The organism is Acidiferrobacterales bacterium (genome assembly GCA_028820695.1).
Classification (GTDB): domain Bacteria; phylum Pseudomonadota; class Gammaproteobacteria; order Arenicellales; family JAJDZL01; genus JAJDZL01.
This window is the reverse complement of sequence record JAPPIB010000032.1, coordinates 1-22,922: the sequence shown is the minus strand read 5'-3', so window position 1 is coordinate 22,922 and position 22,922 is coordinate 1. Positions and strand designations below refer to the sequence as shown.

Below are 22,922 nucleotides of genomic sequence, written 5' to 3'. Positions count from 1 at the left end.
ACCGAAAGCGGTAGTCGATAACCGATAAACCTGTTGCGGAACGCAACTTAGTTCAGATACCCTGTATGTTGACAAGAACCTCAAACACCACGGCCTTATCCAGGCATTTTCGCGCACCAATCGGGTGCTCAACGCAACCAAACCTTATGGCCACATCCTCGACTTCCGCCAACAGCAGGCCAGCGTCGATACCGCCATCACACTTTTCTCTGGTGTGCAGACTGACCGGGCCCGTGAGATATGGTTGGTGGACAAGGCTCCAATCGTTATTGAAAACTTCGAGCAGGCTGTAGCCGCCCTGGACCACTTCATGCAATCGCAAGGCCTCGAAACCAGGCCCGACCAGGTCAATAACCTGATGGGCGACGATGCCCGTATCCAGTTCATCAAGCAGTTTAAGGAGATCCAGCGCCTACAGACCCAGCTTGATCAGTACACCGACCTTACTGACGAGCAGTGCGAACAGATTGAGCAGATCCTCCCCAAGGATGACCTCCGCGCCTTTCATGGTACCTACCTCGAAACCGCCCAGCGCTTGAAAGGGCAGCAGGGCAAGCCAAGAGAAGACGACGATAGAACAGACTCCGAAATTGAGCAGCTCGATTTCGAGTTTGTTCTCTTTGCCTCGGCTGATATTGATTACGACTACATCATGAAGCTGATCGCCAAGTACTCGGGACAGGATCCCAAGAAGGTCGAAATCAGCCGGGAAAAACTCATCGGACTGATCGAGTCTGACGCCAAGTTTCTCGGTGTGCGCGAGGAAATCACCGAATACATCAACTCCCTCAAGGAAGGTGAAGGCCTTGACGAGAACAAGATTCGTTCGGGTTACGAACAATTCAGACGTGAGAAGCAGGCAAAAGAGATTGAAAGTCTCGCTCAGGTCCATGGCTTGACGAACGAGTCGCTCTCGACTTTCGTCGAAACCATCCTGCAACGCATGATTTTTGATGGCGAGGAACTCACCGATCTGATGGCGCCGCTCGACCTCGGTTGGCGTGAACGCCGCGAGCGGGAACTTGCACTGATGAACGACTTGGTGCCTGTGCTGAAAAGGCGGGCGCAGGGCTGGGAAATATCCGGGCTAATCGCCTATGAGAAACAAGGGAAATAAGCGATGAAAAATGAGTTGATTCAAACCTTGACAGAGACTTTCGAGGGCCATGCCCAAGAGACGGAAAACGGTGTGGAATACTGGCTTGCCAGGGACTTGCAGCACTTGCTAGCCTATACCAAGTGGGATAATTTTCTCAACGTCATCTCCAAAGCCAAGACTGCTTGCGAGGTGTCGGGTAACAATATCACTGACCATTTTGCCGACGTCAGCAAAATGGTTGAACTCGGCTCCGGTAGTCAGCGGGAGATCAGTGACATCATGCTGACCCGCTACGCCTGCTATCTGACCGCCCAGAATGGCGATCCGGGTAAACAGCAAGTCGCATTCGCACAAACCTACTTCGCCATGCAGACCCGCAAGGCGGAACTGATCGAGCAACGACTGCTGGAAGTGGAGCGAGTCTCGGTCCGAAAAAAACTGTCGGCAACAGAAAAAGAACTTTCCAGCGTCATCTATGAGCAAACTGGCGGTAATCGTAACTTTGCCCTCATCCGCAGCAAGGGCGATCAGGCACTGTTTGGCAACAGCACACAGACGATGAAGGCGCAGTGGCGTGTGCCAACCGGTCGCCCACTCGCTGACTTCGCACCTACCATTATCCTCAAGGCCAAGGACTTCGCGGCGGAGATTACCATTCACAACACCCGCAAAAACAATCTGGGTAGCGAACCAAAAATATCTCAAGAACATATCACTAATAATCAGGCCGTACGCAATACGCTGCTGGACCGCGGCATTCGCCCTGAAAACCTGCCGCCCGCTGAAGACGTGAAGAAAGTCGAGCGGCGACTAACGTCAGCAGAGAAAAAGGCGCTGAAACACGCACCTGGACTGGAAGAATGATGCGAGAAGCGAAAGCATTAGTGCCGAAGTTGCGGTTTCCGGAATTTCAGAATGCGGGGAAGTGGAAAGTTGAAACCTTGCGCCATATATTGAATGCAGAGGTTTCTGAGGCTTTCCAGAATAAATTGGAGTTTGTTGAAAATGGATACTGTGTATATGGTGCCAGTGGCCTTGTAGGGCAAATTAAGACTTATGAGCAAGATGAAGATTACATTGCAATAGTCAAAGATGGATCTGGTGTTGGAAGGCTGTATCTACACGAAAAATTTACATCGGTTTTGGGGACGCTAACCTATCTGAAGCTGCGTCACCAAAATAATCATAATCTGATTTGGATATATCATCTGCTCTCGACGCTTGATTTATCAAAGTATGTCGTTGGAACAGGTATTCCACACATATATTTCAAGGATTACTCTAATGAATCTGTCCCCGTTCCTTCTCTCCAAGAACAACGCAAAATCGCCGACTGCCTCGGGTCGCTGGACGACCTGATTGCGGCGGAGAGTCGGAAAATTGAAACGTTAAGCCAGCACAAGCAAGGGCTGATGCAACAGCTTTTCCCGTCTTTTGAGGTCTATGGGCAATGAGCAACGCACCGACGATACAACGGTACAACAATCTGACGAAGCTTGCGCAAAGGCTCCGTGACGACGTTAACGATTTCCACTGTGTTCTGCTGTATGCATACAATCGAACCGGAAAGACTCGCCTCTCAATGGAATTTAAGGAGCAGGGAAAGTGGAAAGGCAAAGGGACCCCAGATACACTTTATTTCAATGCATACACTGAGGATCTGTTTGTTTGGCACAACGACCTTGATGCTGATAAGGATCGGCACCTGAAGATCAACAAAAGCTCTGTATTCTTCAGGGGTCTCACTGAGCTCTCACTGGATGAAACCATAGCAGGCTACTTATCGCGCTACGCAGATTTCGATTTTGACATTGATTATGAAAAGTGGATCGTGACTTTTCGCAAGGGTGATAAAGAGCACATCAAGATTTCCCGGGGCGAGGAGAATATTTTCATTTGGTGCGTGTTTATAGCGATCTGCGAGCGGGTCATTGATGGGCATCTGTCGTATTCTTGGGTCAGGTATCTATACATTGATGATCCAATTTCATCACTTGACGATAACAATGCGATTGCTATGGCCTGTGATCTGGCAGAACTTCTTCGAAAAGCTGCTGCGCGTCAGGATACCAACGGAGATCCCAATCCGCTCAAAACAGTTTGCTCTTCTCACCATGCACTCTTCTTCAATGTCATGTGCAACGAGCTTGGAAGGAAGAAGGAAGATTACGAGAAAATAAAGCTTAAGCGGTACTTTCTGCACCGCCCGGATCTCGAAGGGATATTCACGCTACGTGCAACTGAAGATACACCTTACTTCCATCACGTGGCGACTCTCGCAGAACTTGAAAAGCGAGCGCAAACTGGAATGCTTTATACCTACCACTTTAATGCCCTACGTAGCATTTTGGAGAAAATTGCCAGTTTTCTCGGACACGAAGACCTTCAAGTCTGCCTCTCCGGGTTGCAGGATGAAGCACTTTACAACCGCGCACTGAATCTGTTGAGTCACGGAAAGTACGCTATAACAGAACCCGTTGAGATGGTGGACGACAACAAAGAGTTGTTTGGCAAGATACTCACCGATGTCATTAATCGCTATGGGTTTGCCCTTCCTCAGCTTCTTCCCGATGCCGAATAGAGGAAAACGATTCATGACTGATCATGATCAGAAACAACTTGGCGACATACTTTGGTCCATCGCCAACCAACTTCGTGGAGCTATGAACGCCGATGACTTCCGAGACTACATGTTTGCGTTTCTGTTCCTCCGCTATCTCTCGGACAACTACGAGCAGGCAGCGAAGAAGGAACTCGGCCGAGACTACCCCGATCCAAGTGCCATCGACAACGGTATCCCTCCACTCGCGAACTGGTATGTGAAAAATCAGGACGATATATCGACCTTCGAGAAGCAGATGCGGCTCAAAGCGCATTACGTCATTCGTCCCGAACACCTCTGGACTAGTATCGCCCGTTTGGCCCGTACCCAAGACGGCGATTTGCTAAACACGCTCCAGGCTGGCTTCAAGTACATCGAAAATGAATCATTCCAGAGCACGTTCTCCGGTCTTTTCTCCGAAATCAATCTCGGCTCCGAAAAACTCGGTAAGACCTACGAGGACAGGAACGTCAAACTTTGCGAGATCATCAGCATGATCGCTGAGGGCCTCTCTGAGTTCTCCACGGAAACAGACACATTGGGAGATGCCTATGAATACCTGATTGGCCAGTTCGCTGCTGGCTCGGGCAAAAAGGCGGGTGAGTTCTACACGCCGCAGCGGATTTCGGACATTCTTTCCGCCATCGTCACCCTCGATAGCCAAGAACCCAAGACCGGCAGACGGACGCGCCTTGACAGCGTATTGGACTTTGCCTGCGGTTCGGGTTCGTTGCTGATCAATGTGCGCAAGCGTATGGGAGGATCGCACTGTATTGGTATGATCCATGGGCAAGAGAAGAACATCACCACTTACAACCTCGCGCGGATGAACATGCTACTGCATGGGGTGAAGGACACCGAGTTTGAAATTTATCACGGTGACACGCTGACCAACGACTGGGGTTTGCTTCGCGAGACGAACCCAGCCAAGAAGCCTCACTACGACGCTGTAGTCGCCAACCCACCGTTCAGCTACCGCTGGACACCAAACGAAGCCCTGGGTGAGGACATGCGCTTTAAGAACTACGGTCTAGCCCCGAAGTCAGCAGCGGACTTCTCTTTCCTGCTGCACGGGTTCCATTACCTCAAAGATGACGGAGTGATGGCGATCATCCTGCCGCACGGCGTACTGTTCCGCGGTGGCGCGGAGGCGAAAATCCGCCGCAAGCTCCTTGAAGATGGGCATATTGACACCGTTATCGGCCTGCCTGCGAATTTGTTTTACTCGACCGGTATCCCGGTTTGCATTCTCGTCCTTAAGAAGTGCAAGAAGCCCGACGATGTCCTGTTCATCAATGCGTCCGAGCATTTCGAGAAGGGCAAACGACAAAACTACCTGTCCGACGAACATATCGAGAAGATCATCGACACTTACCAGCAACGCCCGGAAAGTATCGAACGATACTCTAGATGTGTGGAGATGAAAGAAATCGAAGCCAACGATTTCAACCTGAATATCTCCCGCTATGTCAGCACAGCCAAGCCGGAGGTCGCGATTGATTTATCGACCACGCACATGGAGTTGACTGAAATCGAGAAACGGGTTCGAGAGTCAACAGCGAAACATAGCGCGTTTCTCAAGGAACTTGGTCTACCTCCATTGCCAAGACCCGAGTGACCCGAGCACAGCAAAAGTTCGATTTCCGTTCCTTCTGGATACATCTCTGATCGATCATTCCGCTTTGTTCCAGTGTGTGGAAGTGATAGATAATTAGTAACTACTTACCCCGAACTGACCATCTGAACGAGACTGTTTGGAATGACCTCAGAGCACTTGCCTAAGAACAGCACTAGAACGTTTCTGGCCTGTTAGCCGAGGCCATACAAGAATATGTTCAACGTAAACGGATCAGACCGGTTGTCTTATCGCACTTGGAAACTTCCATGGAACAAAATGAAGAGTTAGGGAAACTATTGGCCAAGTGACTTTGGAAGATGCCTGAGTAGTAGTCGAAATTACTCTGCAAGCATGCAAGCAAACAAAAAGAAACATTGAAGATTGGTAAAAGAGGAGCGATAGGTGATTACGTTATGACGACACAAGAACAGAGATTCAATCTTGCGATGAATAATATATATAGCGAAGCTAATGCCATTGGCTACACGGCAAAATATTTTTTACAAATGCTTCATCAACATGGAGGGTTAAGTACAGCAAAAATTCTGATAAATGCTGCTACAGCTTCTTATGGATATACCAAACTTTTTAAGATGGGTCGACTAGATTTGACTGTTGAGGCACTCGTTTATGAAAACTCAGAATGGCATACACTTTTTGCGCCTGATGAACTCAAAAAGTGCCGACACCGTTTGATTGAATCTGGCTATATTCAACCCTGGTAAAATTGAAAGAAATCCGATTGAGCGCCTGCTCCCCACTGCATTTGGACCAGCTGCGTTGTCGCTCAGGAATTCTTGGGAGGAAGCGAGAGCAAAATTGCCTGCTGAGTCAATTCCGGAAATTGCGAATTCAATTGCCGGTAGTAAACACCGCGAACGGCGACGGTCTGTGGTCGATCGACACGATTCCAGTAAAAGTCCAGATCAAACGGCCCTGAAGGTTGGATAGGCTGATGTCTTTCACCAACGGCCAACTCAAGTAAGTCCTGACACGGGGTCGAAAGCAATTGACGCAGGGTTATCCGCTTGTCTGAGGCGAGCCAACTCTCAGTCTGCGCGTGACAGCCGTGCCGATTCCTGTGCGCGCGTTGTTCGCCGAAACTTATGTCGCTTCCGGACTCCAGCCAGACGCTCTGGCCCGCGTTGAGCGAAGCCTTTCGACATCACCGATGACGCATCAGACTCTCAGATCACGCATCAGGTCGTCCAGGCTGCCGGCGACAATTTCAACCAGATCGTTGATTTGTGACTTCGTAATGACCAGCGGAGGTGACAGCACCATGGAATTCCACACAGCCCGCATGATGAGTCCGCGCCGGGCTGCAAACTCCCGGCAGCGGATCCCGACGTTCAGTTCGCTGTCAAACCTGCTGCGCGTCCGCTTGTCCTCGACGATCTCAATTCCAGCGATTAATCCGACACCCCTGATCTCACCCACCAACGGGTGACCCTCCAAAGTACGAAGCTGCTGCTGAAAATAAGGGCCGATCGACCGGTCTACGCGCTCGATGATTCCCTCGCGCTCAAGAATCCTGATGTTTTCAGTTGCGACCGCACAGGATACAGGATGTCCCGAATAGGTGAACCCATGCGCGAATTCACCGCCATCCTCTATCAGTACGTCAGCGACACCGTCAGAGACAGCCACCGCGGCGATCGGAAGGTAGCCTGACGAAAGCCCCTTCGCCATGACCATCAGATCCGGTTTCAGATCATAGTAATCGGTGGCAAACCATTTCCCGGTGCGCCCGAATCCGCAAATAACCTCATCCACCACCAGAAGAACTTCATAGCGGTCGCAGATCCTCGAAATTTCCGGCCAATACGAATCCGGCGGGACAATCACCCCGCCGGCACCCTGAATCGGTTCGGCGATAAATGCAGCGACATTGCTCTCACCGACCTCCTGGATCTCACGTTCCAGTGCTTGCGCCGCGACCAGACCGAACTCATCCGCACTGAGGTCACCACCTTCCTGGTACCAGTACGGTTGCTGAATGTGCCGGATACCTGGAATCGGCAGCCCGCCCTGAGCATGCATGTCTGACATGCCGCCCAGACTGGCGGCGCCGACAGTGCTGCCGTGGTAGGCATTGTGTCGACTGATGATGACTGACTTGTCCGCCTTGCCTCGAATGGACCAATACCGTCGCACCATACGAATGACAGTGTCATTCGCTTCCGACCCGGAATTGGTCAGGAATACGTGATTGATGGATGCGGGAGTGACTTTGGCGAGTTGTTCCGAAAGGGCGATGACAGGCGGATGGGAGGTCATGAAAAACGTGTTGTAGTAAGGCAGTTGCCTCATCTGGTCGACCGCCGCTTGCGTCAGTTCTTCCCGACCGTACCCGATATTCACACACCAAAGTCCAGCCATTCCGTCGATGATCTGATGACCCTCGGAATCCCAGATATAGATGCCGTCACCGTGGGTTACGATCCGTGTGCCGATGTCGTGCAATACCTTTGAATCGGTAAACGGATGAAGATGATGATCGTTGTCGAGTTTCTGTAGCTGTTCAGTCGCCAGCGAGTGAGATTCATCCATACCTGTCCATCTCCCCAATGGGATGTGATTGCGAGATACACACTTGAGTTGAGGATGCAGCGTCAACTGCACCGCCCCAGCTCCACTGCCGGAAAATTCAACATTCCGGGTGTCACCCGATAGGCAATATTATCCTGTGTGTTGTTGAATTCTCCAAATACTTGGAGCAGGTGAAACCCAAACGATGAACATGCCTTTGCCAATCAGATCGTAATTTATTTGGACACTCGCAAAAATTTACACTATATTGTCTGCCAGACCTCGCGACTGATGCCTGATAGGTTCGTAACGCTCCGATTCAGGCAATTATTTCAGACCCAGCAATTGCGACGTTCACAGAAGTGCAATGTCGCGAATTCAACCGAATCATCCAGGAGACCATATGGCAGCAAGAAATGTATCCGCATCTCCGGGCGGCGCAGATCAGTTGCTCGGCAAGGATAGCGTAACACTTGTCAACAACCGCACCGGCGATCAGTATCAATTCCCGATTGTAGATGGAACCGAAGGCCCGAGCCTGATCGACATCACGAGTCTGTACAGCAAGACCGGGATGTTCACCTATGATCCTGGCTTCACATCAACCGGGTCATGCAAGTCCGAGATTACATTCATTGACGGAGAAAACGGGGTCTTGCTGCATCGGGGCTACCCGATCGAACAGTTGGTCGATGGTGCGGATTACCTTGACGTGTGTTATCTGCTGCTGCACGGCGAACTTCCCTCAAAACAGGGAAGCGAGCAGTTTGCAAACGAGATCACACTCCATACGATGCTGCATGAGCAGCTGGTGTCGTTCTATCGCGGATTCAAGCGTTCAGCACATCCGATGGCGGTCATGGTTGGCGTTGTCGGTGCGCTGTCGGCGTTCTATCACAGTGACACCGACGTGCATGATCCCTATCAGCGTATGGTGGCAGCGCACAGGCTGATCGCGAAAATGCCGACGATCGGATCCTATGCCTATAAGTACGCCAAGGGGCAGCCGTTCATGTATCCGAAAAATGACCTCTCCTATTCGGAAAATCTTCTGCGCCTGATGTTCTCGGTTCCTTCCGAGGAATACAAGATTAATCCCGTTGTTGCGAAAGCCATCGATCGGATCCTGATCCTGCATGCTGATCACGAGCAGAATGCGTCGACATCAACGGTACGGCTTGCAGGTTCATCGGGTGCCAACCCATTCGCCTGCATCGCAGCTGGTATCGCATCCCTGTGGGGCCCGGCGCATGGCGGCGCCAATGAGGCGGTGCTGAAAATGCTCGGTGAGATTGGAACGGTGGAAAACATCCCGAAGTTTGTTGCCCGTGCCAAGGACAAGGACGATAAGTTCCGACTGATGGGCTTTGGCCATCGCGTTTACAAGAACTACGACCCCAGGGCAACGATTATGCGCCAGTCCTGCCACGAGGTTCTTGATGAACTCGGGGTTTCCGACCCGTTGCTTCCGATCGCATTGGAACTCGAAAGAATCGCCCTGAAGGACAGCTACTTTATCGAAAAGAAACTGTACCCCAACGTCGATTTCTATTCCGGGATCATCCTGCGTGCGATCGGTTTTCCAATACCGATGTTTACAGTTCTGTTCGCGATTGCCCGGACGGTCGGATGGGTCGCCCACTGGAAAGAAATGTATACCAGCGACGAGTCGCAGCGAATCGGACGTCCGCGCCAGTTGTACCTGGGTGCGAAACGACGTGACTTCCAGAATCTGGAAGTCAGGAAAAACCGCTCCCCGAACTGGTTGCGCCTGTGGTCCGGAAAGAAATAGCTCACGCCACCGGCGTTTGATTGCCGGATTGTTTCGCCGCGAATCGGCCATGTCGCTGGCCAATTGGTTGTCCGTCAGAATCAGCACACCTGCGAACAAGTCGAATTTCGCTGACCTATCGCGCGACGCGGTCAGGTCGATCTCAGCCGTCGGTCCAGTATGCGGAATCGCACCAGCAACATGATATTTGCAGTCAGCGCAGCAAATAAGATCGATGCCATCAGTCCAGATGGCCCGTATTCCAGCTTGAAACCGAAAAACCAAAGGGGGATCATGACCACCCAGAACGAGCAGGTCAGCGACAGTGTGATGTACCACATGTCCTGGTAACCGCGCAGGATGCCGACCGCGACCGCCTGCATTCCATCCAGGGTGACCGCAAAGGCGGCGATAAGCATCATCGGCACCGCCAGCTGCAGCACACTTGGCTGCTGACTGTAGATTTTTGTCATCTGTTCCGGAAACCCCAGGAATACAAACGCCAGCAATCCCAGAACGACCACACCCAACCGATATGCGATCCATCCGGAACCGGCGGCCCGATGCGGCTGTTGACGGCCCAGATGGTTGGCCACCCGGACACTCGCGGCCATCCCGAATCCAAGGGCGATCATAAAGGCGATAGTCAGTATGTTCAGCCCGATTGCCCAGGCCGCGGTTTCGGCAATACCCATATATCCGGCAAAAAGCGTCAGTATAAGGAATGATGTGGACTCCATGCCGTGGGCGATTGCAGTGGGATTTCCAAGCTCGCGCAGGCTTTTCGAGATCTTGCGAAGCTGTGTCATTTTCTCCTTCAGGCCGTACTTGACGCGGTCAATGCTCAATAGGAGATAGCTGGCCAGCAAGATAACCGCGACCCACCGCACAATGCTCGTCGCCAGCGCCGCGCCTTCCGCACCCATTGCCGGCGCGCCATGATTGCCGAAAATGAAAACCCAGTTCAGATACACGTTGATGAAATTCACCCCGATTGACACCACCATCGCTGGAATAGGGCGCTGCAGACCTTCCAGAAACAGGGAGATGGCGATCATCGATAGCAGTCCGGCAAGCCCTAGACCATGCATCGCCAACACCGCGCCGCCGCCGGCGGAGAGCTCCTCATTCTGACCGGTCACAAGGAAGAATTCCTCCCCGAACTGCATCAGGATGCCGAGCACGATTCCGATCACAAGTGCATGCATCAGACCGACGCGCAGAATCATTCCACAGTTGACATGATTGCCCGCCCCGTCAGACTTCGCAGTCAGGATGGCGATCGGCAATATCGATCCGATCCCGATGAGAATCAGGGAAACATGCGGGCCATTCGCCAATCCGTAGTAGGCCAGCTCCCGGGTGCCGGCATAGCCACACATGGCGACGTCGATGGTGACGATCAAGATCGCCCCGATCCTCCCGAGCATGACCGGTCCGGCAAGCTTCAGGATGGGGAATATCTCTTCTTTCATCATCGAAATGTCAAATTGGTTGAATCACTTCAACATCGGCGGCAATGCGGCGACGAATTGGACTGATCATAGCGTGACCACAGTCGAAAACCATCCGGTTGACCCGCCGGTCCGGCGCACCCGGCTGATCGTATCAATGCGGTGACCGATCGCGTTGGCCTGTCGAAAGGGACATTCGGCAACAGGGACGCTTCGCCGTGAACCGGGGTTCACTCGCTGCGATAGATCTCCGAGTCAGGGTGGAAGACCAGCCAGGCAAATGCAAAATGCTGGCCATTGTCGATATCGTCCAACTGTGTGCCTGCTAGCTCACCCTCGACCGCCTGTCCGAAAATGTTCCACCGCGATCCGGTTTCCCGGTCGTAGAACACACCATCCTGTCTCTCGAATGTCAGTGTCTGGCCGTCCACCTGTCGGCGATACGCAGTGGCCGACGGAATGATCCGGGAATCCGCAATGGTCCGCCTGTCCAGCGGGGATGCGACGTCGTCCTGACTGAAAATGACCACTTCAATGCCATTGATCCGGTCATTGATCACCGGTTCAGTCTCAAATACAGTGAACGGGTACACACGATGGCGGTTGCCGACCGAGACATTGATCACCCGCTCCATCGCCGGCAATCTCGGGTCGGCAGGATCAGACAGCAAAAAGGGCTGATTGTCGATGTCATCATAACCCCGATAGGGATTGTCGCCGTAATTCCGTCTGTATCCCGTATCTCTGGAAAGGACCTCACCTTCGGGATAGGCGGACCTGAACTCCCCGAACGAGACAATCTGGGCGGGAAGCCGCTTGAGGTTGATGCCTGCAAACTCACCCACTACACCCTGACCGGTAATCTGCTGCCACCATGATTCAGTCTGCCGGTCATACATGATCAGGTCGCTGTGTCGAAGACGCCCTGTCGTGCCAAAGTCAAGAATGGTACCGACCACATTTCGGTCGAAAACAACCGAAGCGTTGCAAAGTGGGCAGAACGTCACCGCGACGTACCGATCGTTGAGCTTGTCGTTGACGATTTCATGCCAGATCAGAATTTGCAGGGGATAGGCACGCGCCTCGCCAAGAATATCCAGTGCGATGACCGGCTCGAGGGGATCCAGCCAGGCTGCGGCCGAATCAACACTGACGAATTCCGGGTCGTCAATTGCCGGAATGCCATCTTTGGGCACGCCACCGGAAATGACTTCGTTGATGTCGATGATGGCATTGCTGAAATCCGTATTCGGCCACTCTGATGCATGTCGCAGCAACTGGGCGTTTGCAATGGACGGCACAATTACGCTTGCCGCAATCGCCAACAAAGACAACGCAAGCAGATTGCGCAAGGGGTTTTTTCGAGTGAGAGTTTTCATGATGAGCGATGGACTTTCGAATCGTGCAAATAACCGTATTGTAATTGTTTCTGCCCGACTGTCATACCGACAAGCCGCGCCCATGATCAGCTGTCTGACCGATCAGTGTGTGCGGGCAGTGCGGCGGATCGCGAGCGGTCCGATGATCACCGCGATGCCAACCGCTGTGAATGCGAGTCCCCAGGCGGTCGGCCGCTGATCTCCACCGGCAAGATCGAGAACCGCACCAAACAGGATCGGGCCTGCGAACGCACCGACAAACCCGATCAGGGTATGCAGTGCCATTGTGGTGCCTCGTACCGAATAGTCTGCATTCTTGATCACCGCGGAAGTGATCGATGCTGAATCAGCGATGGTCATGATGGCGTAGAGTCCGGCGATCGTCACAATCACAAGCATCGACATCTGGCTGGAAAAACCGAGTGCGACACCGGTCGTGGCGGAGAGCGCCATCACCCATGTGATCACTTTTTCGCGGTTGAGCCGATCGGCAAGCTCGTTGGTGATCACGCTGAACGGTTGTGCGACCAGCGTCGCACATGCCACGATGATTGCGGGATTCCAGCCCGAGCCCAACCATCCAGCTTCCCGCTGCGTCATGGCAAAGAACAAAAAAGCCACCGCCCAGGAACGGAACACGAAAAGTTCCACATTGTGCACGCCGTAGGCGATGCTGAATCCGAGCGTCTTTCTGTTCGAGATGACCGGCCGAAAGTCAGGCAGCAACGTGAACTTTCCATTCGTTTCCTTCGGTACGGCCGCAGGCAGGAAAAGCCAGGCCAGGCACAGTGCGAGCAATGGACCGGCCGCGGATGCGACAAAAACCCACCGCCAGGTCATGGTGGCGGCCAGTACGCCCGCGATCAGGAAAGACACGGCAACCCCCAGGCCGAAACACATGGTATAGACCGCCACCGTTCGACTCTGCATGCGGTCCGGAACGGCGTCCACCATCGCCTTGAGTCCCGGCATGTAGGTGCCGGCCAGTGCCACACCCTGCACAAATCTCCACACACTGGCTGATCCGACGCCGAACGTGCCGAATGCAAACGCCACCGGCGCGATCGCAGTCAATCCCATTGACAACAGGTACACCTTGCGCGCATCGACACGGTCAGTGAGGGGGACGACAATGATGACCGTGACCAGATAACCGCCAAAATATATTCCCGCAACCCATCCGATCGCGGTATTGCTGGCACTCCACTCGGCCTGAAGGATCGGAATCAGTGTGGGATAGATGGCGAACGGTACCATGCCCAGAACGTGCGCGATGCAGATGGCCGCAATTGTCAGATAGAATTTTTGCATCACCTCACGGAGAAACCTGGATATTGAAGGTGAATGGCGGTTGAGCAAAGCATTAAATCACAATTGGATTCGGTGCAAGGAACAAGTGGGAATTGGCTGAATGCTAATTCTGACGGGCGAAGACGAAAGTCATTTGTCGTACAATATCCGATCACCAGTCTGTGTTTATTCCTCAACAATTCGAATAGGTTTTCGCAAGTCGCTACATGCTGACGAAGATACTGTTTACGGTCATTGTCATAGTGATCGTCCTGCTTGTGTACCAGACCCGGTTCCGACCGGTCATTCGCACCGTGCAGAAGATCAAACCCGGCGATTCGACCTTTATCAGGCCCTCCAAATGGGTGATCTACAGCACCGTAATCGTGCTGGTGCTCGCATCCGGCGTGGTTTACTTCTTCAAATGGCAGGCGGACAATTCAATCATCACCATTCACGTTGTCAGCGATGGTCGCGAAGAGCCTGCCATCTACGAGGCATACCACAAAGACATCAAGGGGCGGACCTTTACGACGCTTGACGGCCGGACGGTTACCTTGGGCGATTCAGACCGTATAGAAGTCCTCGGAGACTGAAAGATCGAAATGTATCGGAGAATTCCGGTTACACTTGGCCTCATCGCAACGTCACTGTTCCTGACGTTGCTGACTAATTTCGGTTCCAACTGGCCGATGCTCTCCACGATGCTGATCTCAACAACCCTGACCGGCCTTGACGCCACCTCCGAACTTGAGCTGTGGCGGCTTGTGACCCCGGCATTCATTCACTTCAACATCTATCATCTGGTATTCAACCTGTTGTGGGTGCTGATCATGGGACGCGCAATCGAGCGGATTGAAGGGTCGCTGTTCATGGTCCTGTTCTTCCTGGCCTCGGCCATCCTCTCGAATCTGGCTGAGTTCATGATGTCCGGACCGGTTTTTGGCGGAATGTCCGGGGTGGTCTATGCGCTTTTCGGCTATATCTGGATGCAGTCAAAATTCAATCCAGTCATGTATCGCGGTGTGTTTCCACCCGCGATCATTCCGTTTATGCTGATCTGGTTCGCAATCTGCTGGACCGGCCTGCTTGGCGATATCGCGAACTTCGCACATACCGCGGGATTGCTGATCGGTGTCGTCTGGGGACGCATCGGGCCCCCGAAAGCGGCTCGTCGAGCCTGAGACGGTCATGTATTCCAACTGGCAGAAACTTCCATGTTCACGGACGATTGCAGCGGCAGTCCTGACCTGGGTTGTGACAGCCCCGCTAGCAGCACAGGCTTCGGATTTTTATCCGCTTCCCGGTGCGGCCGATCTGCCTGGGGAAGTCTTAGGCAAAATCGACACCGCGTGGTCCCGGACCGAATCCACACAGATCCGCTCGCAGCATCTTCAGGCCGACGGCACCCCGAAATATGCCAATCGGCTGCTGCTGGAGAAGTCCCCTTATCTGAGACAGCACGCCCATAACCCCGTGAACTGGTTTCCGTGGGGTGATCCAGCCTTTGCTGAAGCGCAAAGACGGGGTGTCCCGGTGCTTTTATCCATTGGATATTCCGCCTGTCACTGGTGTCACGTCATTGAAGAGGAGAGTTACGATGACGTTGAGGTGGCGGGCTACCTCAACCAGAACTTTGTTGCGATCAAGGTTGATCGGGAATCGAATCCCGAAGTGGACGAGCTGCACATGCTGGCCGTTCAGGTTATGGGCAGAAGCGGCGGCTGGCCGTTGCATGTGTTTCTGACACCGCAGCGCGAACCCTTCATCGGGATGACCTATGAACCCAGGGAGGCATTCATGCAGATTCTCCAGCGTGTGCATGAGGTGTGGACCCGTGACCAGGCGGTGATTCTTTCGACAGCGGCTGAAATCACCCGAATTCTTCAAGGTTACGTCGACACGTCGGCAGCCAATGTCAGGATCGGCAGGTCACAGGTCGAGAGTGTGATCACACAGTTGATTGAAGAGGATGAATCGCGTGATGAGTTTTCCGTACCGACACCGAGATTTCCCTCCGAACCGGAACTGTTCCTGTTGCTGGATGCGGCGATGAGATATCAGCATGGCGATGCACTTGCACTTGCTGAGAAGCGACTGGTTGAAATGGCGTTCGGGGGCATACGCGATCATGTCGGCGGTGGCTTTCATCGCTACACTGTCGACCGCGAGTGGCTTATTCCGCACTTTGAGAAAATGCTGTACAACCAGGCGCAGATCGCGCTCGCTTATCTGTATGCGTACGAACTCACCGCCAAAGCGCTTTACAGGAGGGTCGCGGTCCAGACCCTGGACTATGTGCTCAGAGACATGACCGACGGCAACGGCGTATTTTTCTCGGCGACCGACGCCGACAGTGAGGGTGAGGAGGGCAGGTTCTTCGTTTGGACACCGCAGCAGATCATCGAGGCAGCAAGCGAGCATGGCCAGTTCGCAATCGAACATTACGGCGCGACGAGCGAGGGAAATTTTGAAGGGGTCAACATACTGTTCGTACCGGTATCGCCGGAGCACAGGGCCCAGGCACAGAAGACTGAGATCGGTGAGTATCTGAAGCGGCTCAGCATAGCCACTGAGCGCATGAGAGTTTACCGGGACAAGCGCGAGCATCCTTTTCTGGACCGGAAGGTCATCACAGCCTGGAACGCACTGATGATCACGACGTTGTCGGAAGCCTCGCGAATCACCGGTGACACACGCTATCGGGATGCGGCCGTGCGGGCAGCCGATGAGATCTGGCACAATCATCGCGGTGACAGCGGCAACCTGTACCGCATCAGTATCGACGGACAGCTGACAGAGCCGGGTAAGCTGCGCGACTACGCCTACTACCTGCAGGCGCTTGTCAGTGTATATGACCGCACCGGCGACAGAATTTGGCTTGAGCGGGGCGAACAGACGGCAGCGCGCCTGTTGAAGCTGTTCTGGGACATCCGACGCGGTGGACTGTACTCGACGGCCGCTGACGATTCCAAAGGCCTGATCGTCCGCACCAAGGATCGCTTTGACGGCGCGTTGCCGTCCGGTAACTCCGTCGCCGCAAAGTCACTTTCCCAACTGTACCATCGAACCGGTGACAAGACGTATGAATCGCGTGCCAGGCAGATTTTTCAGGCGTTCGGCACCGACCTGAATTCAGCTCCGTCGTCCTGGATCTATGCATTGACGGCTATACTGGAACAGCAGCTCGATTCCGCCGGGATGTATGAGTATGGCGCGTCGGGTCATGCCAAAGTGTCTGTGTCGATTTCAGCCGCATCAGACACTGCTCTCAGCGCCACGGTTGAGATTGACCTGGATGAAGGTTGGCATGTGCAGTCGGATCGTCCTGCTGCCGAAAACCTGATCGGAACCAAAGTGAGCGTGTCCGATGATGAATGGACATTGGCCGGCACCGTGTATCCGCCACCCGAAATGCTGTCCACTGAATTTCAGCCGGAGCCGATCAGCGTGTGGTCGGATAAGGTCGAGGTCCAGGTACGACTTGAGCGAAACCGGACCGAAATCCGTGAATTCGGTCCGGTAATCGAGGTTCTCCTGCAGGCGTGCGACGATACAGTGTGCCTGCTTCCGGAAACTGTCACATTGGAAATTCCGATCGGTGCGATCAGAGGTTGAGTGCTACCAGTCCGCCATCGATCAATATATTCTGCCCGGTGATGTAACCGGCGTGCACACTGCAAAGAAACGCACACAATGCACCGAACTCATCGGACGACCCATATCGTCCTGATGGAATCTGGGCTTTACCGACTTCAAGCATCTGATCGATGGTTTTTCCAGATTTCTCTGACGCCGGTCGCATGCTGGAGCGCAATCGGTCGGTGTCAAAACGACCTGGCAGGATGGAATTCACCGTCACGTTGAACGGTGCCACCTGGCGGGAAGCGCCGGCGAAAAATCCGGTGAGGCCCGACCGTGCGCCATTGGACAGGTCAAGGTTCTGAACAGGTGCTTTTACCGAAGATGATGTAATGTTGACGATACGACCGAAACCGCGTTCGATCATGCCATCCAGTACCCGATTGAACAGGTCAATTGGGGCAAGCATATTGTTGTTCAATGCCGAATGCCAGTCCTGCAAGCCCCACTGGCGGAAATCTCCGACCGGCGGGCCGCCGGCATTGTTGACAAGGATGTCGAGATCAGGCGTTTGTGACAGCGCAAGGTTGCGGCCGTCTTCAGTTGTGATATCGCAGGCAATGGCGGTGACATCACCTTGGGCAACCTTGCGGATTTCCTGCGCCGCCGCATTCAGGGTATCCTCGTCCCGGCCATTGAGCCAGACGTTGACGCCTTCGGTGGCAAGCGCTTTGGCACAACCTTTTCCCAAGCCTCTGCTTGAGGCGCATATCAATGCGTTTTTACCTTTGATACCCAAGTCCATGAATTTTTTCCTCCGGTCTGGTGTCTGATTTGCGTGTGATAGTCAATTGGTTCTAGCAGCGAACAATGTCCGTGGCGCGATCTGGATTGTCGGTGCCGCTGCAGTAGCGACTGTCATGAGCGCAGGGGTGCACGAACTTGCGGGCTCGATTCATTCGGCGCAGACTGTGTTCATCCGCGGTGCCGCCGGCTCGTTGATCATATTTTCGCTTTCGTTCCTGCAGTCGGGATTCAGATTTCGTACCGAGCGTCTGAAACTCCATGTAGTTCGGGGGTTGATCGGTGTGATCGCCATCAATCTGGGCTTCTATTCGATAATGATACTGCCACTGGCAACCGTGACCGCGTTGTTCTTCACGACGCCATTGTTTGTCACCGCGTTCAGTATCCCTCTGCTGGGCGAGAAAGTCGGGGTGCGAAGAGCGCTGGCATCGGTACTGGGATTTCTGGGTGCGGTGATCGTGATCGGCTATCTGCCCGAGCCGTTCAGCATCCGCTGGCTTGCTCCGATATTCGCTTCGACAGCATTTGCGCTGACCCTGATCCTGGGTAAGAAGCTGTCGACCACCGAAAACGCCGGCACCATCGTTTTGTATTTTGCCATGATTCTCGGCGCTGGCAGTCTGCCGCCCGCGATACTGACATGGGAAACACCGACTATGCGCGAGTGGGTTTTACTGATCATGGTGGCAGCCACGTCGTCGCTTCGAAACTATATGGATGTGCGAGGTTACGCCTTGGGTGAGGCTCACTTTGTTGCGCCTTTCATTTACACCAGGATGATCTTCATGATCATCGTCGGCTACTTCGTATTTTCGGAAATTCCGACCTTGTCCGCGATGCTGGGTGCGAGCGTGATCGTGCTCAGCACGCTGTATATCACCTACCGGGAACTTGCCCGAGGAAAAACATCTGTCGCGGCGATCTGACCGACCTAATCTGTACCGAACAGCGGACTGTCCGCGAGATCCTCGTCAATCAGGAAGTCGAGTTCAGCGTCGTCAGCCAAGTGAACGGTGGAGGTCGGAAAAGCGATCTGAGCGCCATGATCATCAATGATTTGCATGATATTCATCAGGATATCCTGCTTTACGTCATGGTATTCGGACCAGACCACTGTCTTGGTAAAGCAGTAGATGAAGAAGTCCAGCGAAGAAGGTGCAAACCGATCGAAATTCACCATGATGGAATTACTCGTATCGATTCCCGGATGATCGAGAATCATAATTTTGGTATCTCTGAGAATATCTGCAAGACTGTTCGCATCGTCATAGCGGATCCCGACATACTCATAGATTCTGCGATTGCTCTGTCGCGTCAGGTTTCGAACTGAAATCGAGGCAAACATTGAATTTGGAACGTACAGCGTTCTGGAATCAAACCGTTGTATTGTCGTGTGCCGCCAGCCGATTTCAATGACAGTTCCCTCGATGTCCCGATCGGGGGATGTAATGGTTTCACCGATCTGAAACGGCCGGTCCATGAAGAGCATCAGCGCGCCAAAATAATTCGCAATCATCTCCCGGGCGGCGAACCCGATTGCGATACCGCCGATTCCGCCGAACGCCAGAATTCCGGCAATGCTCAGACCCAAAGTCTGCATGGTCACCAAGACACCCAGAATCACTGCGGCAATGCGCAGGATCTTGACAGTGATCTGAACTGTCGTCTTGTCAATTGAAGCTTGGGAGTCAGCTTTGGTTTGAGTGTATTCGGTCTCATATACGCCTATGAATCTGTAGAGAAACCAGGTCATGATCGCGATGACTGCGACTTTGCGGATGGAAGGGAGGGCATCCAGAATCGCCAGTTCAAATTCGATGCGGACGATTTCGAAGCAATACAGCACTCCGATCGCCCAGATCAACAGTGCCGCCGGTGTTCGGATTGAGCGGGCAGTCACCTTGCCCCAGATGAACTCGGTGGACGCAAGTCTCGACTCAACACGATTGATCAGGAAATGTCGGACGCGGCTGGCAACCAGAGTGACGATCAGGACAATCACAATCTGGACCAGCCACATGTGCGACCCGCCCTGATCGACCATTGAGGTGATGAGTTCGTTCATGTCAAGGTGCTGATGGGCGAGCCGTTTCGGCTAGACGATTCGGGCCAGTGCATCAAGCAATGCGTCCGGTCGTTCCGACATGATCGTATGCCCGGTTTTCGGCAACACGACGATTTCAGTGTCACTGATGTTTTTCGCAAGTTCCAGAGCTGATCGCTTCGGTGTCAGCATGTCGTGCTCTCCGAGAATGAACATTGTCGGACAAGTGACACGTTGTGCCATCTCGATACCGGTCGTGTAGTTATTGCAGGCGTTCAGATCATTGTATAGTGTACCCGGTCTGGCGCGTTCGAATAACCTCATCGTGCCTCCGATCATCCACATGCCCGGTACTTCATGCCCGCCAAAATGGGCCGCGGGGCTGTGTCCCCAGGCTGTCAGCATGTCGATCGCATCGTGATTATTTTCGAGCGCGCTTTGCAGTAACTGATCGGTAACCGGCATGGGTACTGCGGTTCCGATCAGGGTCAGTGCGCGGATTCGTTCAAGGTGTCGGGCTGCACAGTCCAGAGCAACCAGCGACCCCATACTATGCCCGACCAAAGCTGTCTGTTCGACCCCGACTGCGTCCAGCAGGTCACACAGCCAGTTCGCATACTGTGAGATTTCCGGGAGGGGGTTGCCGTCTGACATGCCGTGACCGGGCAGGTCGGCAGCGAGTACATTCCAGCCATGTCTGGCGAAGTGCCGGGCTGGAAGTGTCCACACGGTGTGATCCAAGGATGCTCCATGCACGAACATGACAGTCTGTTTTCGCTGATCCAGTTCCCGACTGCCTGTAAACGCATAGGATTGATGACCGTTGACGGTAACTTTCATGGATCAAGACGGATGAACGGCAGGTTTACCGATTGCGCTGCGATGATTTCAGGGCAATATCAAGATCGGCCATCAGGTCGTCAGCGTCTTCCAGTCCGACCGACAGGCGAACGAGTCCCTCAGAAATCCCGGCGGCCTTGAGTGCTGCTGAATCCATTCGATGGTGAGTGGTTGAGGCCGGGTGGATGACCAGAGATTTCGCATCTCCCACATTGGCGAGATGCGAAAAGAGGTTGAGCTTGTCAATCAGTTTGTGGCCGGCTGCGCGTCCGCCCTTGATACCGAACGCAAATACTGCGCCAGCGCCTTTAGGCAATAGCCGGGCGGCAAGTTGATTGTCGGGATGATCCGGAAGTTCCGGGTAGCTGACCCAATCCACCGCGCTATGACCAGACAGGAATTCCACCAGTTTGCGAGTGTTGGATACGTGACGCTCCATGCGCAGGGGAAGTGTTTCCAAGCCTTGGAGTATCTGGAATGCTGTCGTAGGACTCATGCATGCGCCGAAGTCCCTTGCACCTTCCTTGCGCGCTCGGGTGATGTAGGCGGCAGGTCCGAATTCCTCGGAGAAATTGAGTCCGTGGAATCCCTCGTAAGGTTCTGTCAATGTCGGAAATTTCCCGGAAGCATGCCAGTCAAACTTCCCGCCGTCAACCAGTACTCCGCCGATCACCACACCATGTCCGCTCAGGAACTTGGTTGCTGAGTGAATGATGATGTCGGCACCGTGATCGAGCGGCTTGCAAAGATACGGAGTAGTGAAAGTTGAGTCGATCAATAAAGGAATCTTATGATCATGTGCGATCTGGGATACTTGTTCGATATCAAGAATTTCACAGTTCGGATTGCCGACTACTTCTCCGAAGATCAGTCGGGTGTTGGGCTGGATGGCGTTTCGTATGGCATCGTGGTCACGGGGATGGACGAAGGTTGTGTTGATGCCGAATCTCGGCAATGTGTAGGAAAACAGGTTGTGCGAGCCGCCGTAGATGGACTGGGATGAAACGATGTGATCGCCGGCACTGAGTATGGTTGTAACTGCCAGATGCAGGGCTGCTTGCCCGCTGGCGGTGGCAATAGCTCCCACCGCGCCCTCCAGAGCCGATATGCGTTCTTCAAATACCGCGTTGGTCGGGTTGGACAATCGGGAGTAGACGTGTCCGGTACGCTCGATGTTGAAGACTGAAACCGCATGCTCGACATCCTGAAAGACGTACGAGGCAGTCTGATATATGGGGGTTGCGCGGGCACGGGTCGCGGAATCGGGATGCTGGCCGGCGTGAAGCGACATTGTGTCGAACTTCATGAATCTGGATTTGGTCATAATCTGGGCTGTGTGCGGGACTTGCGACGATATTGAAGCAAACCGATAAATATTTTATCCGATATCAGTTCCCACAGTCTCTCGCCCGGGACTTAAGATTTCCCTAGCCAAAATATTGCGTAAAGAAAAACGAATAGTCGTATAGATTTACTTTTGGAGCCGACTTTTTTCGTTCGAAACTGGTATATACGCGGTCTCGAACTCACATGACCGACAAAGCGCAAAGCGGAATCGGGCAGGTAACATCACGGTACGAGCCGCAAAACAAAGGAAAACCCGCAATGGGACCGACTGATGCAAACGCATCACACACTTGAATTCAAGTGATTTTCCGGCTGCGGTCTTCGCTGCATTGCTGAGTGTCGGGGTCAGCGGATTGCACTTTCAGGTGTCCGCTAAGCACATTGAACAGTTCACCTTGGACGAGATATTGCTAAAAGGAATACCTGATGATACCTCCTGTACCATCAATACTGGCACCACTTGAACGAACATTCAGGCAATATCTCCATCATTTTGCACGACATCACCCTGAAATCGCGTTAGAGCATTATTTTCGCATCAACAGCCCGATTCTGGC

19 protein-coding genes are annotated in these 22,922 nt (G+C 53.3%); 11 read left to right on the top strand and 8 right to left on the bottom strand.

Annotated elements, in window-relative coordinates; genetic code table 11:
- The first annotated feature begins 124 nt into the window (after positions 1-124).
- From OXI60_04605 to OXI60_04580, 6 genes are all read left to right on the top strand, one after another.
- Positions 125-1,117 (top strand): hypothetical protein, encoded by a 993-nt coding sequence (locus tag OXI60_04605; protein ID MDE0309099.1) that lies wholly within the window; start codon positions 125-127, stop codon positions 1,115-1,117.
- A 3-nt stretch (positions 1,118-1,120) separates the two neighbouring features.
- Positions 1,121-1,963, top strand: a complete 843-nt coding sequence (dinD, locus tag OXI60_04600) for a DNA damage-inducible protein D (GenBank protein MDE0309098.1) — start codon at positions 1,121-1,123, stop codon at positions 1,961-1,963.
- Positions 1,960-2,553 carry a restriction endonuclease subunit S gene (locus OXI60_04595; GenBank protein MDE0309097.1) on the top strand — a complete coding sequence of 198 codons (594 nt, stop codon included), beginning with the start codon at positions 1,960-1,962 and terminating at the stop codon, positions 2,551-2,553. The genes dinD and OXI60_04595 overlap by 4 nt, the downstream gene beginning before the upstream one ends.
- Entirely contained in the window at positions 2,550-3,680 is a 1,131-nt protein-coding gene (locus OXI60_04590) for an anticodon nuclease (GenBank protein ID MDE0309096.1), read from the top strand. Before OXI60_04595 ends, OXI60_04590 begins: the two co-directional genes overlap by 4 nt.
- Before the next feature lie 13 nt (positions 3,681-3,693).
- Entirely contained in the window at positions 3,694-5,319 is a 1,626-nt protein-coding gene (locus OXI60_04585; protein MDE0309095.1) for a type I restriction-modification system subunit M, read from the top strand.
- A 374-nt stretch (positions 5,320-5,693) separates the two neighbouring features.
- Positions 5,694-6,044, top strand: a complete 351-nt coding sequence (locus tag OXI60_04580; protein ID MDE0309094.1) for a hypothetical protein — start codon at positions 5,694-5,696, stop codon at positions 6,042-6,044.
- Between the two features lie 454 nt (positions 6,045-6,498).
- Here the strand turns inward: OXI60_04580 and OXI60_04575 are convergent, their stop codons facing one another.
- The gene (locus OXI60_04575; protein ID MDE0309093.1) at positions 6,499-7,872 is read right to left on the bottom strand and encodes an aspartate aminotransferase family protein; all 1,374 of its coding nucleotides are present in this window, start codon (positions 7,870-7,872) and stop codon (positions 6,499-6,501) included.
- A 382-nt stretch (positions 7,873-8,254) separates the two neighbouring features.
- Between OXI60_04575 and OXI60_04570 the strand changes: the two genes are divergently transcribed.
- On the top strand, positions 8,255-9,643 hold the full coding sequence (locus tag OXI60_04570) for a citrate synthase (protein MDE0309092.1): 1,389 nt from the start codon (positions 8,255-8,257) through the stop codon (positions 9,641-9,643).
- Between the two features lie 131 nt (positions 9,644-9,774).
- Here OXI60_04570 and OXI60_04565 read toward each other — a convergent pair whose 3' ends face one another.
- The 3 genes from OXI60_04565 to OXI60_04555 all read right to left on the bottom strand — a co-directional run bounded on the left by OXI60_04565 (position 9,775) and on the right by OXI60_04555 (position 13,766).
- Positions 9,775-11,100: an MATE family efflux transporter gene (locus tag OXI60_04565; protein ID MDE0309091.1), complete on the bottom strand. Its 1,326-nt coding sequence runs from the start codon at positions 11,098-11,100 to the stop codon at positions 9,775-9,777.
- A gap of 206 nt (positions 11,101-11,306) precedes the next feature.
- Positions 11,307-12,455 (bottom strand): DUF3179 domain-containing protein, encoded by a 1,149-nt coding sequence (locus tag OXI60_04560; protein ID MDE0309090.1) that lies wholly within the window; start codon positions 12,453-12,455, stop codon positions 11,307-11,309.
- 102 nt (positions 12,456-12,557) lie between these two features.
- The gene (locus OXI60_04555) at positions 12,558-13,766 is read right to left on the bottom strand and encodes an MFS transporter (protein ID MDE0309089.1); all 1,209 of its coding nucleotides are present in this window, start codon (positions 13,764-13,766) and stop codon (positions 12,558-12,560) included.
- 206 nt (positions 13,767-13,972) lie between these two features.
- Between OXI60_04555 and OXI60_04550 the strand changes: the two genes are divergently transcribed.
- From OXI60_04550 to OXI60_04540, 3 genes are read left to right on the top strand one after another with little or no spacing between them, the layout of a single operon-like run.
- A complete protein-coding gene (locus OXI60_04550) occupies positions 13,973-14,341 on the top strand; it encodes a hypothetical protein (GenBank protein MDE0309088.1) in 369 nt (122 codons plus the stop codon).
- A gap of 9 nt (positions 14,342-14,350) precedes the next feature.
- Positions 14,351-14,929, top strand: coding sequence for a rhomboid family intramembrane serine protease (locus tag OXI60_04545; protein MDE0309087.1), 579 nt, complete (start codon positions 14,351-14,353; stop codon positions 14,927-14,929).
- Positions 14,930-14,936: 7 nt separating this feature from the next.
- Entirely contained in the window at positions 14,937-17,363 is a 2,427-nt protein-coding gene (locus tag OXI60_04540) for a DUF255 domain-containing protein (GenBank protein MDE0309086.1), read from the top strand.
- Here OXI60_04540 and OXI60_04535 read toward each other — a convergent pair.
- Positions 17,353-18,132, bottom strand: a complete 780-nt coding sequence (locus OXI60_04535) for an SDR family oxidoreductase (protein MDE0309085.1) — start codon at positions 18,130-18,132, stop codon at positions 17,353-17,355. The two genes, OXI60_04540 and OXI60_04535, sit on opposite strands and share 11 nt — an antisense overlap.
- 46 nt (positions 18,133-18,178) lie before the next feature.
- Between OXI60_04535 and OXI60_04530 the strand changes: the two genes are divergently transcribed.
- A complete protein-coding gene (locus OXI60_04530) occupies positions 18,179-19,060 on the top strand; it encodes a DMT family transporter (GenBank protein MDE0309084.1) in 882 nt (293 codons plus the stop codon).
- Between the two features lie 5 nt (positions 19,061-19,065).
- Here OXI60_04530 and OXI60_04525 read toward each other — a convergent pair whose 3' ends face one another.
- From OXI60_04525 to OXI60_04515, 3 genes are read right to left on the bottom strand one after another with little or no spacing between them, the layout of a single operon-like run.
- Positions 19,066-20,199, bottom strand: coding sequence for a mechanosensitive ion channel family protein (locus OXI60_04525; GenBank protein MDE0309083.1), 1,134 nt, complete (start codon positions 20,197-20,199; stop codon positions 19,066-19,068).
- A gap of 30 nt (positions 20,200-20,229) precedes the next feature.
- A complete protein-coding gene (locus tag OXI60_04520; protein ID MDE0309082.1) occupies positions 20,230-21,018 on the bottom strand; it encodes an alpha/beta hydrolase in 789 nt (262 codons plus the stop codon).
- A 25-nt stretch (positions 21,019-21,043) separates the two neighbouring features.
- Positions 21,044-22,342 (bottom strand): O-acetylhomoserine aminocarboxypropyltransferase, encoded by a 1,299-nt coding sequence (locus tag OXI60_04515; GenBank protein MDE0309081.1) that lies wholly within the window; start codon positions 22,340-22,342, stop codon positions 21,044-21,046.
- Positions 22,343-22,922 lie beyond the last annotated feature (580 nt).

What these genes read in the sequence shown, in the direction of transcription:
- OXI60_04595 (MDE0309097.1), top strand. Translation starts at nt 1,960, where the DNA reads ATGATGCGAGAAGCGAAAGCATTAGTGCCGAAGTTGCGGTTTCCGGAA.
- OXI60_04560 (MDE0309090.1), bottom strand. Translation starts at nt 12,455, where the DNA reads ATGAAAACTCTCACTCGAAAAAACCCCTTGCGCAATCTGCTTGCGTTG.
- OXI60_04585 (MDE0309095.1), top strand. Translation starts at nt 3,694, where the DNA reads ATGACTGATCATGATCAGAAACAACTTGGCGACATACTTTGGTCCATC.
- OXI60_04575 (MDE0309093.1), bottom strand. Translation starts at nt 7,872, where the DNA reads ATGGATGAATCTCACTCGCTGGCGACTGAACAGCTACAGAAACTCGAC.
- OXI60_04590 (MDE0309096.1), top strand. Translation starts at nt 2,550, where the DNA reads ATGAGCAACGCACCGACGATACAACGGTACAACAATCTGACGAAGCTT.
- OXI60_04520 (MDE0309082.1), bottom strand. Translation starts at nt 21,018, where the DNA reads ATGAAAGTTACCGTCAACGGTCATCAATCCTATGCGTTTACAGGCAGT.
- OXI60_04540 (MDE0309086.1), top strand. Translation starts at nt 14,937, where the DNA reads ATGTATTCCAACTGGCAGAAACTTCCATGTTCACGGACGATTGCAGCG.
- OXI60_04525 (MDE0309083.1), bottom strand. Translation starts at nt 20,199, where the DNA reads ATGAACGAACTCATCACCTCAATGGTCGATCAGGGCGGGTCGCACATG.
- OXI60_04515 (MDE0309081.1), bottom strand. Translation starts at nt 22,342, where the DNA reads ATGACCAAATCCAGATTCATGAAGTTCGACACAATGTCGCTTCACGCC.
- OXI60_04555 (MDE0309089.1), bottom strand. Translation starts at nt 13,766, where the DNA reads ATGCAAAAATTCTATCTGACAATTGCGGCCATCTGCATCGCGCACGTT.
- dinD (MDE0309098.1), top strand. Translation starts at nt 1,121, where the DNA reads ATGAAAAATGAGTTGATTCAAACCTTGACAGAGACTTTCGAGGGCCAT.
- OXI60_04565 (MDE0309091.1), bottom strand. Translation starts at nt 11,100, where the DNA reads ATGATGAAAGAAGAGATATTCCCCATCCTGAAGCTTGCCGGACCGGTC.
- OXI60_04545 (MDE0309087.1), top strand. Translation starts at nt 14,351, where the DNA reads ATGTATCGGAGAATTCCGGTTACACTTGGCCTCATCGCAACGTCACTG.
- OXI60_04570 (MDE0309092.1), top strand. Translation starts at nt 8,255, where the DNA reads ATGGCAGCAAGAAATGTATCCGCATCTCCGGGCGGCGCAGATCAGTTG.
- OXI60_04550 (MDE0309088.1), top strand. Translation starts at nt 13,973, where the DNA reads ATGCTGACGAAGATACTGTTTACGGTCATTGTCATAGTGATCGTCCTG.
- OXI60_04535 (MDE0309085.1), bottom strand. Translation starts at nt 18,132, where the DNA reads ATGGACTTGGGTATCAAAGGTAAAAACGCATTGATATGCGCCTCAAGC.